Genomic DNA, 14,253 nt, shown 5'->3' on the forward strand with positions numbered 1-14,253 from the left:
TTATTGTGCAACAATGACCATAGTTGGTCTTAACACGCGATCATGTAATTTATAGCCTTCTTGTAGTACTTCTACAATCGTATCGGCTGGTGTATCTTCAGTCGCCGGAACAGTTTGTACTGCTTGATGAAGATTAGGATCAAAGGATTCTCCTTTAGCAGGGATTTTCTCGATTCCTTCTTCTTCCAGTGCGTTACGTAAACTTTCCAAGACCATTTCCACGCCTTTTTTCAAGCTTGCTCCTTGATCATCTGACACTTCTGTGGCTAATGCACGTTCCAGATTGTCAATTGATGGAAGCAATTTTTTGGCTAAATCTTGTGAACGGTATTTTTGTAATTGCTCACGTTCATTTTTTCCTCGATTTGCCATATTTGCGATTTCCGCACGAGCTCGCAAATATTTATCTTCCATTTCTTCTAATTCAGCTTTTAATTTTGCTGATTCGAATTCTTCCGCTTCAACTTCTGAAATGCCTGAATCTTCTGCAGCTTCGACATCGATTTCCGGTTCTGGTTGAGCATCTGTCATTTCTTTATCTAGTTCTTCTTGATTTTCTTTCACGATACAGTCTTCCTTTCATTATTCAGTCAGCTGTTTGATTGCTCTTATTAAGAAAGAGAGAACGATCAGCTGCAAATAGCTTCGTTATTCACATTACGAGTTTGACAAGTCAAGTGATCGATAGTAATCAGCAAGCTTAGCTGCTAGTTCTCTTCGATAAACATCCACTAGACCAAACATCCGAGAATAAGGCATACTAGTCGGCCCCAACAAGGCTATTGTACCTCTTCCATGACCATCTATCTCGTAACTTGCTTGAATCATGCTCATATTCTGCAATAAATCATTACCTAATTCAGCACCGATCTTGATATGAATATTACTATCCATCGGAGTGATCATTTGTGTAAGTCCATCGGAGTCTTTCATAAAAGAAAACATCGATTTAAACTGATCAAGATCTTGACGGGGCTCATAATCCAAGAGATTCATTTGTCCACTGACATAAACTTTTTCTTCAAATACATGACCAAGAACGGTGTCAAACAACTGGGACATCCCTTCTGTCGTCTGGAAATATTTATGAAGAATCATCGGAATCTCTGTACGTAGTTTATGGTACACCGTCATCAGAGGATCCCCGACTAGACGGTCGTTTACAATTTGCACCATTTTTTCTAGTTCCTGACTTCCCATGTATTCGGGAAGAGTGAACACTTGGCTTTCTACATTTCCCATATCTGTCACGACAATCGCAATGATCTGTCGATTATTCAAGGGTACGATACGAAAGCCTGTTAATCGGCGGTCTTTTATTTCAGGTCCCAACGAAAAAGTCGTATAACTTGTCAGCTCAGATAAGATCTCAGCAGATTGCTTAATGATCTCATTGATCTCGTGAAATTCTCTACCTAAAGACTGACGTATCAGCAGCAGATCATCTTCTGCTACGCGAGCAGGTTTTAACAAATGATCCACATAATAACGATAGCCTAAAGCAGATGGAATCCGCCCAGAAGAAGAGTGAGTCTTCAACAGCAACCCTTCATCTTCTAATGCCTTCATATCATTGCGAATCGTTGCTGAACTGGCCTTGACTCCCTCAGACATCAATGTTTTGGAACCAACGGGCACGCCACTACTCGTATAGTGTTGGATGATCAGACGTAAAATGTCGTTTTGTCGCTTTGTTAACATCTTCCTCACCTCTCATTAGCACTCATAGATTCTAAGTGCTAATCCACTTATAAATATAGCAAGAAGCCCTTCTCCTGTCAAGAGAAAGACTTCATTTTTTAGCACTCTATCGTTCAGAGTGCTAACTCTAAGCAATCGCTATAAATCCAGTTATATCAACGTTTCAATAGTTCTTTATTGTATTTTTGAACTTTTTTTATTTAAATTCCGATAAAAAACAAATATTCTTTAAACTATTTTTCAAACAAAAAACGCTCAAACACATTGTTTCCCAAAAAAGTCCCTCTAGGTGTCAAATAAATACGGTATTCTTCATTAACAAGTAACCCTTCTTCCTCTAACTTCATCAACACATCTCCGTATACCGATTCAATCGTTTGTTGATAGCGATCATAGAAGTGTTTTTTAGCAATCCCAGTTTTTTTTCTTAGACCCAAGAACATTTCTTCTTCTATTTGATTTTTTCGTGTCAACTTTTCTTCTTCCAATACCGGGCGTTCATTGACTCGTAATGGACGTAAATAGTGTTGGATTGGTCCTTTGTTGCGGTAACGAATATTTCCAAGATAACCGCTAGCTCCTGCTCCAAACCCAAAATAATGGTCATTGTTCCAATACATCAAGTTATGCTGCGACTCGTGTCCGGAAAGCCCAAAGTTACTTATTTCATATTGGTGACGTCCATGCTTTTCCATTGCTTCAATGGTCTCTTCAAACATTCTAGTTTCCGTTTCCTGATCAGGCAATTCGAGTCTTCCTTGTCGTACCCAGTTCATGAACATTGTTTTGTTTTCTAGGATCAATGAGTACAAAGAATAGTGAGGCAGATCCAAAGCCAAAGCTTTTTCCAAAGTATCCCGATACCCTTCTAGTGTTTGTCCCGGTAACGCATAAATCAAATCGATGCTTACATTGGTAAAATTTTCTGCTTCTAAAAATTGCATCGTTTGATACACATCTTCTGCGGTGTGTTTACGTCCAATTTTTTTCAATAAGCGATTGTCAAATGTCTGAACTCCCATGGATAACCGATTGACGCCATAGTTTTTCATCACTTGAAGCTTTTCACGGGTCAAATCGCCAGGATTCGCTTCTACAGTAAACTCTTTACCATCCTGGAAAGGCAAGATCTCTCTAGCTCCTGATAACAATCGATCAAGTTGTTTAGCAGATAAAGAGGTTGGTGTTCCACCCCCTACATAAAGTGTTTCCAAATTCGCTGTCGGATGACTTTCCAGCATTAATCTCATTTCATTCAGCAGCATTTCCACATACTCATCTACCGGTTGCCCTTCTAAAAAAACTTTATTAAAGTCACAGTAATAACAGATATGCTCGCAAAATGGGATATGGATGTACGCAGAAACCTTGTTTTCTGCGGGATTTATTGTTTCTATCATTGAATTTCTTTCTCCTTACGTCGAAAAGTCGTACCGATTTTCGACCTTCTTTAAACGGTGTTCACAAAGCTGACTTTCGGCATTAACTCAAAATCTGCAAAAATATGAAAAGCTATTTTCACAGATTCCTCCTTAAGTGCTCAGGTCACAACGCTTTGCTTACAACCTCTCATATACGCATACTAAACGTATTTGACGAACAAATCCACTAAAAAATCCAAGAATCGACTTCTTGGATGATTTTTTTACGTTCATGATTCCCCTAAACAATCTTGTCCTTATTTTATTCATAAAAAAATCTAGTTAAATCTCTCACTTCAAGAGGTTTAACTAGAATCCAATTATTATTTTTTTGTAAAAATAAACAGTATCTTAATCATAGATATTTCTTCGGTGTCCTACTTGAATAGCGATAACAACCAATTGTTTATCTTCTATCTCTACCAACACACGATATTTGCCAATTCGATAACGCCATTGTCCTGAACGATTAGCGGTCAATCCTTTTCCGAATTTTCTCGGATCGTCAATACCATCAATATGTTGATACAGCCATCGAACGATCAGCATCGCTTGATGCTTATCCATTTTACGAAGTTGTTTCTGAATTTCAGGCGTGAATTCTAAACGGTAGGTCATTCCAGCCTTCCAAATTCATGAAGGATTTCTTCCATAGATACTGTTGTTTTTCCACTTTCTACCCAATGTTTATGGGCAATTTCAGCCGTTTGACGATCGTATTCATCTTCTAGTTGTTCCATCGAATAGGTTTTTAGAAGCTCAGATAAAGTAATCCCATAAAATTCCGCCATATAAGAAAGCCATTCTTTTTCGGCATCACTCACACGAACCGTAATCATAGCCATATTATCGCCTCCCTTTTGTATCACATTGTAATACAAAAGGGACAAGATGTCAATTTTGTATGATTTACTTAGCTTATTTTGAGATTTTTCCATTTTTTTAACCAATAAAAAAAGTCAGGAGAATTATTGGATTGAATGTGATTTCTGAAGAACTTTATTTTGAAGCTGCAGACCTTGCAAATGAACTCTCAGAAGAAGGGTAGTTTTTTTAAACACACCAAAATTAAACTTATCGCAAGAAACACAAAGCCCCAAAAAACAAATAGCTTGTACTTTTTTAAATATGTTTCTACCTTTATATAATCTGTTTTTGACATTTCTTTTCCTAAATTGAAACGAACAATTGTTTTTACTTTCAAGAGAAATCGTGTGCCACTGATAAAGCAGTACACACTCAATACTCCTAGCAGTATTCTACCTAAAAAATTCAAATTTTCTCCTATTGTCACTTATAGCTCCTCATCCATTTGAATTTTAAACTTGTCTAGCGCTATGCCCAAAGATAATTATCATTTCTTCCATCTACTCGATCAAGGTCATCGCTTATAACAACAAATCCTGTTTTTGCTTAACGAAGCATTCAATTATTATCATGAAAACCAGCTTCTTCAATCGACTTCATTTCTTTTTTTAAATTCCAAAAAGAAGCAATACCAACCATCATTCCAATCATACTCAAAAATGCCCAAAAATATCTTTTTTGAAGAAGTAAAATGACCGAGAAAATAGCCATAATAATCGAACAGAATATGCCAATATTGATCAAATGATTGATTTTTTCTTTTGTTTTTCTTCGCATCCAAGTATACTCCTGTTATGCTAAAATATAATTGTCGTTCTTTCCATCAGCACGGTCCAACCCTTCTGCTAAGACTCCCCCGACTGATGTACTTGCAATTGTAAGTGCAATATTGAACATACTATTTAATAGACCACTTACTCCAATACCAATTTTAGCTAAAATTTGTCTTTCAACCATTCTAGTTATATTTGTTCTATTGTTTCTTAATAATGTTCTAACGGCTGAGACACTCCCACCAGTCGTCCATAGTCCAATCGCTATTAACCCTACATCAATGACACCAGCCACAAAACCAGTTGAGTTCCACCAATTTTTCCCTACGCCTCGCATTCTTGGATTGAATCCAATCATTGCTAAATACTGATTGATTGCTTGTTCCATTCTTAATTCATCTTCAGGTGTTAATAATATTTCTCCGTTTTCGTTAAATTTAGGTTGAACATCTCCATATTCTTCCTTGATTTTTTCAAGGGCTAGTTCGGAATTCTTTTTTTCTTCCGAGTAATAAACTGACAAGTCTTCAGAACTAAAATTGCTTTCACTATTCTGAGTTTCATCTAGAATCAACTCATTAGCTGAAATAATCATACTCCCACTTGTTGCTACTACGGACAAAACAAAAGTTACTGCTATTACACTAATCCACATTTTTAAGTCCAAATATTTCTTTTTCATTATGAATCCTCCAAAATTTAAATTTGCCTTATAAAGACAACATAACTATAAATTAATAACAAGTTTAATATTTTATAGCATCTTAAAAAGATGTTTTAGACTCATAATCGTTACTATTTTTATATTCTATAAAAAAACAGTTTAAATTTTAAAAAATTCAAATTTAATTACCTTGTTGTCGAATTATCAGCTAGTCACAGTAATAGCAGATTTCTTCAATGTTTCTACAGATTTTCTACTAAATAGAACCTCTGATCCAACTCCTCCAAAACGCAGCGAAGAAGATCAGCTTGGAGACAGTATCCTTTCTCACTTCAGATTGAATACTGCAGATATGGAAGTAGAAGATATTGAAGTAGAAGATATTGAAGAACTGGAAGAAGAATTAAATGAATATATGGACTTTTTAGTTCAACGTGCAAAAGCAAAGAAAAATAAAAAATAGCCAGGAGAATTATCGGATTGAATGTGATTTCTGAAGAACTTTATTTTGAAGCTGCAGACCTTGCAAATGAACTCTCAGAAGAAGTTAGTTATTACTGTTCAAAGAAAATGGAACATGTAAAATGCTACGACATTGAGAATTATCTGAATGAAGTAGAAGATGTAGAATTCATCGATTACGACTTCAAAGATAACTTAAGTAAGAAAATGCTTGGTTCTATTACAAAAGTTCATGGCGAAATCATTATTACCACCAATCAACATTTAATGCTCGAACGCAAAAATTTTACAAAAATGCATGAGATCATCCATTATTATAGGGACGTCCCCTATCTTGGAGAAGCTCATGCATTTTCTGATATGATTTTAGAAGATACTTACCTGCCAGAGGACTACGAAAAAGAACTTCGAGCAAATATAGGTGCCAGCATCCTCATGGCGAATGATCGAGCACTACCCTATGCGTTAAAAAAGTTCAGAAATTTTAACGAAGTAGCCAACTACTTTTTCATGAGCAAGGCAGCACTAAGAAAAAGAATCCTCCAGTACTTGGAATTTACTGGAGGCTATACATCCGACGAGGCGTATAAATTATTTAAAAATTATTACTATAGGAATGAACTAGAAATACTTCAATATTTAGAGTAGGACTTGAGTACTTTAAGTTATAGTGTTTTCATTTTAATACTTCTTGATACTTTCTGTATGACCACAATAAGCTGCACAAGCATTAAAGTATTGTCCGGTTGTCCCATTCTGCCGTAGTATCATAACACCTTTGTTACATTTAGGACAAATTTTTATATTTTTAGGCAAAGAACTCAATACTTGATATTTCAGCATCGTCTCTGGAATCAACTGATTTAACAGTTTTAAAAGTTCATATCTGCCATACCACTCGATTTTATGTGCTTTTTCATTTTCAGCTATTTGTTTATAAGCATAACTATTAAAAAAAGACGAAGTGATAAACATCTTTTTAGTCCAGTTTTTATCAGATATTCCTGCAAAAATTTTTACGTCATTATCAGTGATCAATCGCTCCTCTTTCGTGCTATTTAAGCGCTTTGATTTTGCTTGAACCGCTATACGCTCATTTTCTTTAGTTAAAATCAAATCTACACCACCATCGCCAGTATAGACACGCTTGTCTTTTTTATACCTTTTTTTAGTAATTTCAACTTCATATCCAGCCAACCGAAACACCGCGGCTAAAAATCTCTCAAAATGATCCCCTTGTCTCACTCGATCTCGAATACTACTTCCAAAATCCCTATCCATATCGCTTACGAAATCTACGACAATTTTTTCATCATTATTTAGTGCAAATGATACTTCTTCCAATCCCTTTTTTTCTTCTGGGATAATTTCTTGAATCTCTGTTTCATCTTCTGGCTGACTCGATTTTCCATTTAACTTCTGTAAAAATTTTAGAACCAATTTATTGTCTCCCTTCACAAAGTTATATATCACTTTTTATTGTAAATTAATAACAAGAGTATTAATTTGTTTGATCATAAAAAAATTATTTTTTTGTGAAAGGAAGATTGAACTTTCGAACAATATAAAAATGCATGAGACACTCCACTTTATAGGGATGCACCCTTGAAGAATCTCATGCTTTTTTTGATATGAAATTTAAAAAAATTTACTTGCTAGAAAACTGTGAAAAAGAACTTCGTGCAAATGTAAGTGTCAGCATCCTCATGGCGAATGTTCGAGCACTTCCTTATGCGTTAAAAAAATTTAGAAATTTTGACGAAGTAGCCAACTACTTTTTCCTGAGAAAGGCAGCACTACAAAAAAGAATCCTCTAGTATTTGGAATTTACTGGAGAAATGAACTAGAAATACTTTGTTACTTGTCATAGAACTAAGTTTCACATAGAAGGCATAGCTCCCATTAGCTTATTTGTCCCATAAAAATAAATTACGGTATTTTAGAAAAGCTATTTTCTCTTTTTTCAACGATCTTCAGCAATTTTTCTTTATCATCAGGTAACTCAAGTTCATGAATTCTAGCATGACAATTGGGGCATAACGCGATACAGTTTTCAATCACATCTTTTCCACCTTGCGACAAATATTCTATGTGGTGACAATGTAAATAAGGTACACCGTCTTTTATAAATGGTCCTTTTTCTTGGCAAAGTTGACAAATACCTTTTGCAAGTCGTTTAACATATTCAGATACGAAGGGATTACGTTTATATACTTTTGTTTTTGAGAAGAAAAACTCCTCTTTGTTAACATATTTTGCAGCCATTTTTTTGTTATAACTACTAATTTTTCTTGCTTCTTCTTCTAATTTAGTATCAGATAAATTATGAACATGCCTAGTTTGGCTTTTTTCCTGATTATATATGTCTTTATCTTCAATCAATTGCTCTTGATTTATTAAAGCTAAAGGAAATTTATATACTTTTCTTCTGTTACCCGAACTATCTTTTTCATTATCAGTATATATTTGTCCTGCTAAATATACTTCTCCCAAATACGTGTGTTCTTTTGGTTTAAATGTTTCAAATAAATGAATCTTTACAAAATTACTTTTTGAATTGGCTAAAACTTTATTTTGATTCTTGTCCAATACTTGATCCCCTTTTAGCCCCATACCGGTATATTGTAAAATACCATTTAACCACTTATCTTTATAAACATTACTTCCTGTCTGATCACTAAACAATACAAGAGTATTAGTTTGATGAGATCTTCTCATTCCACCCTGTTTAGAACATTTAAACTTCTCTGAAATTTCTTTATTAGTATATACTCTACCAACTTCTAACTCACCTAATATGTTTTTAGACCAATTTTCTCGCCATGCGATAATCTTATCAAGATTAAACATTTCTCCCTCTTTTGGCATGCCATTTCTAATTAAATCAGCTAATACACCAGTAGAAATATCTAATTTTTTTAGTAATTCTTTCTTAGTAATCAATGTTGGATTCATAGCAATGCAGCTCCTAATGATATCAATATAATTGGCATTAGATAACTTGAAAATCGAAAAATCTCATTTTATGTTCAAGTTATCTGTAATATATAAAAACATCATTATTATACCTCATCTATGTTAATTTTTACTATTCCTATCTTAGCATATTCTTTATAGGTATATCAGAGCCAATCAAACTAAAAAATATCCGAAGTCTTCTTATGTAAAAAACGCCGGTTATTACTTAAATACGACTTATGTAAAACAATAGGTGATCCAATTATAAAATTTTATGGCGAATAACTTGGTAAACGTTACATATGGAAAGGTTTAGAAATTTTGAAAAAGTAGCTAGTTCCTTTTATACCAGAAAAGTAAACCTAATAAAAAAACACAACTAATTTTTAGCTGTGTTTTTAAGTTACAATAATTATCTATTTAATAGTCTTAGTTCATTAAAATAAAAAACTCAACTTTACAAGGATTTGGTTTAAAAAATTTACTTATCCAACCCCACTAATTTCCGCTGTTTACGATTTGCCTCATCTGCTACGTACTTCATTACTGTTTTAAATTCTTTCGCTGAGGCGTTTTCTGATAAATCAGCGATACTTTTATTATACTTCTTCACGATTTGTTGTACTTGTTCTTTCTCAGTCATGTAATTCCTCCTCCAACTCTTTTGAAGTATATTGTATGGGTAGTACTAATTGAATATTATCTGCTGCATAGTGTACTTCAGAAATATTATTTTGATAATCCTTAATCATTATGTGAAGGACTACTTCAGGATGTCTATCTTTGACTTTTTCAATATTCTCTCTTGACTTAATAAACGCATTGATAAACGTTTCTTTTGGCACATGACGTCCCTCAGCTAGTTCACGTTTTCGAGTGAAATCCCAGGCAACTTTGGGATCTTGGTAAACATAGAAAATCGTAACGCGAAAGTTATTTTTAAGGGCTCGAATAATATTTTTCTCTGCACTAAGGATAGCAAAAGTAGCATCTAATATGAAAGAATAGCCATGTTCCAGTACATATTTTAATGATTGTTCAACTAACCAAGAAGAAGCTTTCTGAAAAACACTTGAGTTCTTTCCATTGTATTCTGGAAACTGTGTTCTAAAATAGTCCGCATCAATCACAACATGGTTGTCATAATTTTCAGCTAAACCTAGTGCAACCTCTGTTTTACCTGCTCCTGGGCTTCCGGCCATGAATACCGCGTCTTTTTCATCGTCAGGGATTTTCCCCTTGATAATTGTTTCAATAAATTTATCTTTATTGACCCTAGCGTAATCTAAATACTTGTCTTTAGATTCCAAGATTGCACCTTCTTTCCTTCTTCTATATTCATACTAATTATACGATATTTATATAAAAAATATAACGGTCATTTTAACCATATTAACATTTAAGTCACAGTAATAGCAGATATGCTCGCAAAATGGGATATGAATGTACGCAGAAACTTTATTTTCTGTGGCTTTCACTATTTTCTTAATGAACTGGTTACATGGTTATATACATCATGCTGAGTGTTTGACACGTTTTATTGTTTCGTTTTTATAAATACTTTTTACCTTCCAGTTTCTTTTTAGATTGTATTCTAATAAATAGAGAAGCTAGTCAGAGCCGCTACCTAGAAGACCAGTTATTTTTTCTCTTTTGGTACTCAATTTTTCCATCAATCAAAGAAACTTTCCGACAGTATTCTTCTTAATTCGAATAGATTCGCAGAATAGAATCAATAGTAGACTTTCTGACTCAATCTAAGATTCTTTCATAGATAGTAACGTTGAGGCAGCTGGTTCTTTGTCATCTACGTATGCAAAATGTTATAATGCTAGTAAATAAAGTTGGCTGCCTATGTACTCTGTCTAAAACTTAAGAATTGTTGTTTCCTCTGTCGCTATCCAAATTTAATGAATGTCTGTATATTAAAACTGTTGTCCTTGTCATAGATAATAAAGGAGAGCTTGAAAATGAAAACTGCGATTACGTTTCTATTAGAGGAATATGCCGATTGGGAAGGGGCTTACATTACTAGCACACTAAACCAAAATGAGGGATGGCAAAATAAAACTGCTTCTATCCAATCAGAGGTCACTTCCATTGGAGGACTAAAAACAAAAATAGATTATTTAATCGAACAAATACCTGAAAAAATTGACCTCTTTATTATGATCGGTGGCAATTCATGGGACATAGAAAACCACCATTTATATTTAATAATCGATAAATTTTTAAAAACAGGCGTACCAGTAGCTGCTATTTGTGGGGCAGTTGATTATTTAGCACAGAGCGGATTATTGCAAGGTTACAAACACACCGGAAATGCGCAATTACCTTGGTTAGAGTCGGAAAATTATCATAATAAAGAAGATTTTATAGAACAACAAGCTGTAAAAGATCATAACTTGATTACCGCGAATGGAACAGCTCCTATAGAATTCACAGATTTGATTCTTCAAGCAGTCCATTTTGAAACAGAAGAAATAAGACAAAAAACGATTCGTCTATACAAACTTGGATACTATGATTACTATAAAAAGTACGGAGACCCTTTCTCCTAAACATTCTCTTCAATTGGATACTCTTATCAATGTTGTGACAAGCAATCTAACAATGATTGCTTGTCACACTTTTTTATGGTATTTATTAAAGAAGATACACTCTATTTATGTTCACTATAGAAGATCCCATTAATTTACAAATTTATATATCGTGTTAAACTTTTTCTCTTATTTTTCTATTTTAAATTAAAAATGGAGAACCAACTTCTTAACTCATTCGTAAAAGCAAAAATATTGCTAGTAGACTAATGGTTCCTATAAAAATTGTGCTAGATAAAACTAGTACTTTGCTGTATATAGTTGACTTCTTCCCACATTTTTTTAAATTTCTTACATAGAGAAAAGCTAAAAGAGCTCCTATTAGATTTCCTGTTATAACTTGTTGGACAACAGTAAATTGTAGGTATATTCTTAACAAGCTGGTTTCAATTGTTCTTTTTTCTAAAAAATAAAGAATACTTGCTTGAAATAACATTAAAAAAGGAAATAAAGAACCAAGAGCGATATATGGATTATGGAAAAAAGCTTCGTGTATCATTCCATTCATTCTGATAGTCATTAATATAGCATAGAAATAAAAAAGGAAAGCTGCAGTTATCCAATAACCAAGTAAAATGTGTTTCCAGAGTTCTTCTATCCTGTCTCTTCTCATCTAGCTCTCCTCTCTCAGCGTATATACACCATAAGCACGAACTAAATAATCCGCTAAGCAACTCAAGCTGATCAATGATTGAAATGGTTTATTTTCTTTTCCGAGGATAAATCGATTACAATAATAATTTAAATGATAAGTACTATGGCGTGCGAAATAATTATCTCCAGCTACAGTAATGGTCAAAACTGGAATCTTCTGTAATTCAAAGACAGTCAGATTTTCTTTGACCTCATGTGTTTCACCGCTCAAAGAAACAATAATGACCATATCTTCTAATGTTATCAGTGGCATGGCCATATCAAACTCCGTCTTATTTGGCAACACCATTACTCTCTTTCCAATACCTAGCATCATTTTATAAAACTCATCAATTACTTTCTTTTGTGAAAATCCCGTTGCATAGCAATAGATCATCTTACTTCGGTCTAAGCATTGAAGGATTGGCTTTAAGTTGACAGCCTTCATATAATGAAGCGTCTGCTGGATATCTTCCAGTTGTTTTTCAAAAATGTCTTCTTGTGTTCTAAGTCCATTTTCTTTGTTTTTTACATGTCGTAAAAAATATTTGAACTCAGAATAACCAGAAAACCCCAATTTCTTAGTTGTTCTCATAATGGAAGATTTTGAGACATAAAGTCTTTCCGCTAAGTCAGTTATTTTCAAATTTTGTATCAAGCTAGGATCCGATAAAATAAAGTTCAAGATTCCTCGGTCTAGTTCGCTTAATTTTTCTGCATGTTGATGAATCAATTTTTCTAGTTCCATACGATTCCTCCTCTATTATTAGTATATGCAATAACATGAAACTATTTTTTAATAGAGGAGGACCACGATGTATTTGGGATACTGCTATTTCAATTCAGGCCAGTACTCTTGGTTTACACTCACCAAATCATCTAATAGATCTTTTGCAACTTTTGCGTTTGGAACAATCTTTGATAATGTCAGTGCTTGCCATAATTTCTGATAAGACCTTTCTTCCCAAGCTTCGACTACTAATTTTTCGACAGCTACTTGTTGTTCCATCAATCCCTTTTGGAAGCGTGGAATCTTTCCTTGTATCAATGGTTCTGGTCCATTGCTGCCAACTATACAGGGTATTTCTACCATCGCCGACTCATCAAAATTCTCGATAGCTCCGTTATTAGGTACGATCAGCAACATCCTTTCATGAGTGTTATAGGCAATTGCTCGTGCTAAATCAACGATATAGCTAGCATGTTCATCGATTTCCAGTATCGTATTTTCTGCTGAACCACTATTAGTGATACGATCACATTCATTAAATACTTGTTTTTCGCGTCCAATCATCACTTCATTTGCACGCGTAAACTCTGGGTTGGTGTGCGCTACTTCATCTTGCGGATAAAAGTAATATTTCAAATAAGTGTTAGGAAGAGTAGTTGGGTCAATGTCATATACTTCTTTTGCTTTCATAAATGTATGTTTCCAACTTGCATCGGTTTGTTGTGATTCTTGAGATTCCGATGGTAGAGCGTAACCAAACTGACTAACATATTCTTGAATTTTAGGCATCAAATCATTTCCTTCTGTATCTCGGATATCCGTCCACCAACCAAAATGATTCAAGCCATAGTAGCGTACGACCATTTCTTTGCGTGAAGCTAAGCCGATAGCTTGAGCCATACGCTCTTCAATTCCCACCGGCATATCACATATATTGATGATTTTTGCTTTAGGACGTAATTTTCGAGTCGCTTCTGCCACGATCGCCGCTGGATTAGAGTAATTGAGCATCCACGCATTTGGTGAATATTTTTCCATATAATCTATCAACTCTAAAACACCGCCAATTGAACGCATCCCATAAGCAATTCCGCCAGGTCCACAAGTTTCCTGACCAATTACCCCATACTTCAACGGAATTTTTTCATCTTTTTCCCGCATCGCATATAAGCCAACACGAATATGTGCCATAACAAAATCAACATCAGTGAATGCTGTTTCTGGATCAGTAGTGGCTGTAAATAAAATATCTGGTGCTCTTTCCTTCAATAAAATCTCACACGCAGAAGCAATACGTGCTTGTCTTTCCTCCAGATTGTCATAAAATTTGATTTGCCGGATAGGAAATCTATCCAGATGTTTCAAAAGCATCAAAACAATTCCAGGAGTAAATGTACTCCCTCCGCCGGCAATCGTGATTGAAAATTTTTTCATATTAACATCC

17 protein-coding genes are annotated in these 14,253 nt (G+C 34.4%); 3 read left to right on the plus strand and 14 right to left on the minus strand.

The features are described 5' to 3' along the window. From grpE to HMPREF2988_RS04430, 7 genes are all read right to left on the minus strand, one after another. Positions 1-564 (minus strand): nucleotide exchange factor GrpE, encoded by a 564-nt coding sequence (grpE, locus tag HMPREF2988_RS04390; RefSeq protein ID WP_002292135.1) that lies wholly within the window; start codon positions 562-564, stop codon positions 1-3. Positions 565-657: 93 nt separating this feature from the next. Then, complete coding sequence (gene hrcA / locus HMPREF2988_RS04395) at positions 658-1,701, minus strand: heat-inducible transcriptional repressor HrcA (RefSeq protein ID WP_002294449.1); 1,044 nt, start codon at positions 1,699-1,701, stop codon at positions 658-660. A gap of 233 nt (positions 1,702-1,934) precedes the next feature. Continuing rightward, positions 1,935-3,101 (minus strand): radical SAM family heme chaperone HemW, encoded by a 1,167-nt coding sequence (gene hemW / locus HMPREF2988_RS04400; protein ID WP_070770055.1) that lies wholly within the window; start codon positions 3,099-3,101, stop codon positions 1,935-1,937. Between the two features lie 372 nt (positions 3,102-3,473). Continuing rightward, positions 3,474-3,740, minus strand: a complete 267-nt coding sequence (locus HMPREF2988_RS04410) for a type II toxin-antitoxin system RelE family toxin (RefSeq protein WP_002400299.1) — start codon at positions 3,738-3,740, stop codon at positions 3,474-3,476. After that, a complete protein-coding gene (gene relB / locus HMPREF2988_RS04415; protein ID WP_070770056.1) occupies positions 3,737-3,967 on the minus strand; it encodes a type II toxin-antitoxin system RelB family antitoxin in 231 nt (76 codons plus the stop codon). The genes HMPREF2988_RS04410 and relB overlap by 4 nt, the downstream gene beginning before the upstream one ends. Positions 3,968-4,547: 580 nt before the next feature. Continuing rightward, positions 4,548-4,766, minus strand: a complete 219-nt coding sequence (locus HMPREF2988_RS04425; RefSeq protein WP_010732437.1) for a hypothetical protein — start codon at positions 4,764-4,766, stop codon at positions 4,548-4,550. 15 nt (positions 4,767-4,781) lie between these two features. Continuing rightward, on the minus strand, positions 4,782-5,444 hold the full coding sequence (locus tag HMPREF2988_RS04430; protein WP_010732436.1) for a hypothetical protein: 663 nt from the start codon (positions 5,442-5,444) through the stop codon (positions 4,782-4,784). 175 nt (positions 5,445-5,619) lie between these two features. Here HMPREF2988_RS04430 and HMPREF2988_RS04435 point away from each other — a divergent pair, with 175 nt between their 5' ends. Further along, the gene (locus tag HMPREF2988_RS04435; protein WP_257243299.1) at positions 5,620-5,889 is read left to right on the plus strand and encodes a Cro/Cl family transcriptional regulator; all 270 of its coding nucleotides are present in this window, start codon (positions 5,620-5,622) and stop codon (positions 5,887-5,889) included. An 8-nt stretch (positions 5,890-5,897) separates the two neighbouring features. Further along, on the plus strand, positions 5,898-6,536 hold the full coding sequence (locus tag HMPREF2988_RS04440) for an ImmA/IrrE family metallo-endopeptidase (protein WP_070770058.1): 639 nt from the start codon (positions 5,898-5,900) through the stop codon (positions 6,534-6,536). Between the two features lie 33 nt (positions 6,537-6,569). Here HMPREF2988_RS04440 and HMPREF2988_RS04445 read toward each other — a convergent pair whose 3' ends face one another. From HMPREF2988_RS04445 to HMPREF2988_RS04460, 4 genes are all read right to left on the minus strand, one after another. Beyond that, positions 6,570-7,328 carry a restriction endonuclease gene (locus tag HMPREF2988_RS04445; RefSeq protein ID WP_070770059.1) on the minus strand — a complete coding sequence of 253 codons (759 nt, stop codon included), beginning with the start codon at positions 7,326-7,328 and terminating at the stop codon, positions 6,570-6,572. 489 nt (positions 7,329-7,817) lie between these two features. After that, a complete protein-coding gene (locus tag HMPREF2988_RS04455; protein WP_070770061.1) occupies positions 7,818-8,843 on the minus strand; it encodes an HNH endonuclease in 1,026 nt (341 codons plus the stop codon). Positions 8,844-9,327: 484 nt separating this feature from the next. Continuing rightward, on the minus strand, positions 9,328-9,489 hold the full coding sequence (locus tag HMPREF2988_RS13745) for a hypothetical protein (RefSeq protein WP_002294460.1): 162 nt from the start codon (positions 9,487-9,489) through the stop codon (positions 9,328-9,330). Further along, positions 9,482-10,156, minus strand: a complete 675-nt coding sequence (locus HMPREF2988_RS04460; RefSeq protein WP_070770062.1) for a zeta toxin family protein — start codon at positions 10,154-10,156, stop codon at positions 9,482-9,484. Before HMPREF2988_RS04460 ends, HMPREF2988_RS13745 begins: the two co-directional genes overlap by 8 nt. Before the next feature lie 660 nt (positions 10,157-10,816). Between HMPREF2988_RS04460 and HMPREF2988_RS04465 the strand changes: the two genes are divergently transcribed. Further along, a complete protein-coding gene (locus tag HMPREF2988_RS04465) occupies positions 10,817-11,407 on the plus strand; it encodes a type 1 glutamine amidotransferase family protein (protein ID WP_070770063.1) in 591 nt (196 codons plus the stop codon). Positions 11,408-11,615: 208 nt separating this feature from the next. Here HMPREF2988_RS04465 and HMPREF2988_RS04470 read toward each other — a convergent pair whose 3' ends face one another. The 3 genes from HMPREF2988_RS04470 to HMPREF2988_RS04480 form a co-directional block, all read right to left on the minus strand. After that, the gene (locus tag HMPREF2988_RS04470) at positions 11,616-12,059 is read right to left on the minus strand and encodes a hypothetical protein (RefSeq protein WP_070770064.1); all 444 of its coding nucleotides are present in this window, start codon (positions 12,057-12,059) and stop codon (positions 11,616-11,618) included. Continuing rightward, positions 12,060-12,827: a MurR/RpiR family transcriptional regulator gene (locus HMPREF2988_RS04475; RefSeq protein ID WP_070770065.1), complete on the minus strand. Its 768-nt coding sequence runs from the start codon at positions 12,825-12,827 to the stop codon at positions 12,060-12,062. Between the two features lie 84 nt (positions 12,828-12,911). Beyond that, positions 12,912-14,243, minus strand: a complete 1,332-nt coding sequence (locus tag HMPREF2988_RS04480; RefSeq protein WP_070770066.1) for a 6-phospho-alpha-glucosidase — start codon at positions 14,241-14,243, stop codon at positions 12,912-12,914. Positions 14,244-14,253: the final 10 nt, after the last annotated feature.

Source organism: Enterococcus sp. HMSC061C05 (genome assembly GCF_001814765.1).
In the GTDB taxonomy this organism is placed as follows: domain Bacteria; phylum Bacillota; class Bacilli; order Lactobacillales; family Enterococcaceae; genus Enterococcus_B; species Enterococcus_B lactis.

Excerpts from the sequence above, each read along its gene's own strand:
- hrcA (WP_002294449.1), bottom strand. The coding sequence starts at position 1,701 with ATGTTAACAAAGCGACAAAACGACATTTTACGTCTGATCATCCAACAC.
- hemW (WP_070770055.1), bottom strand. The coding sequence starts at position 3,101 with ATGATAGAAACAATAAATCCCGCAGAAAACAAGGTTTCTGCGTACATC.
- HMPREF2988_RS04410 (WP_002400299.1), bottom strand. The coding sequence starts at position 3,740 with ATGACCTACCGTTTAGAATTCACGCCTGAAATTCAGAAACAACTTCGT.
- relB (WP_070770056.1), bottom strand. The coding sequence starts at position 3,967 with ATGGCTATGATTACGGTTCGTGTGAGTGATGCCGAAAAAGAATGGCTT.
- HMPREF2988_RS04425 (WP_010732437.1), bottom strand. The coding sequence starts at position 4,766 with ATGCGAAGAAAAACAAAAGAAAAAATCAATCATTTGATCAATATTGGC.
- HMPREF2988_RS04430 (WP_010732436.1), bottom strand. The coding sequence starts at position 5,444 with ATGAAAAAGAAATATTTGGACTTAAAAATGTGGATTAGTGTAATAGCA.
- HMPREF2988_RS04455 (WP_070770061.1), bottom strand. The coding sequence starts at position 8,843 with ATGAATCCAACATTGATTACTAAGAAAGAATTACTAAAAAAATTAGAT.
- HMPREF2988_RS13745 (WP_002294460.1), bottom strand. The coding sequence starts at position 9,489 with ATGACTGAGAAAGAACAAGTACAACAAATCGTGAAGAAGTATAATAAA.
- HMPREF2988_RS04465 (WP_070770063.1), top strand. The coding sequence starts at position 10,817 with ATGAAAACTGCGATTACGTTTCTATTAGAGGAATATGCCGATTGGGAA.
- HMPREF2988_RS04470 (WP_070770064.1), bottom strand. The coding sequence starts at position 12,059 with ATGAGAAGAGACAGGATAGAAGAACTCTGGAAACACATTTTACTTGGT.
- HMPREF2988_RS04475 (WP_070770065.1), bottom strand. The coding sequence starts at position 12,827 with ATGGAACTAGAAAAATTGATTCATCAACATGCAGAAAAATTAAGCGAA.
- HMPREF2988_RS04480 (WP_070770066.1), bottom strand. The coding sequence starts at position 14,243 with ATGAAAAAATTTTCAATCACGATTGCCGGCGGAGGGAGTACATTTACT.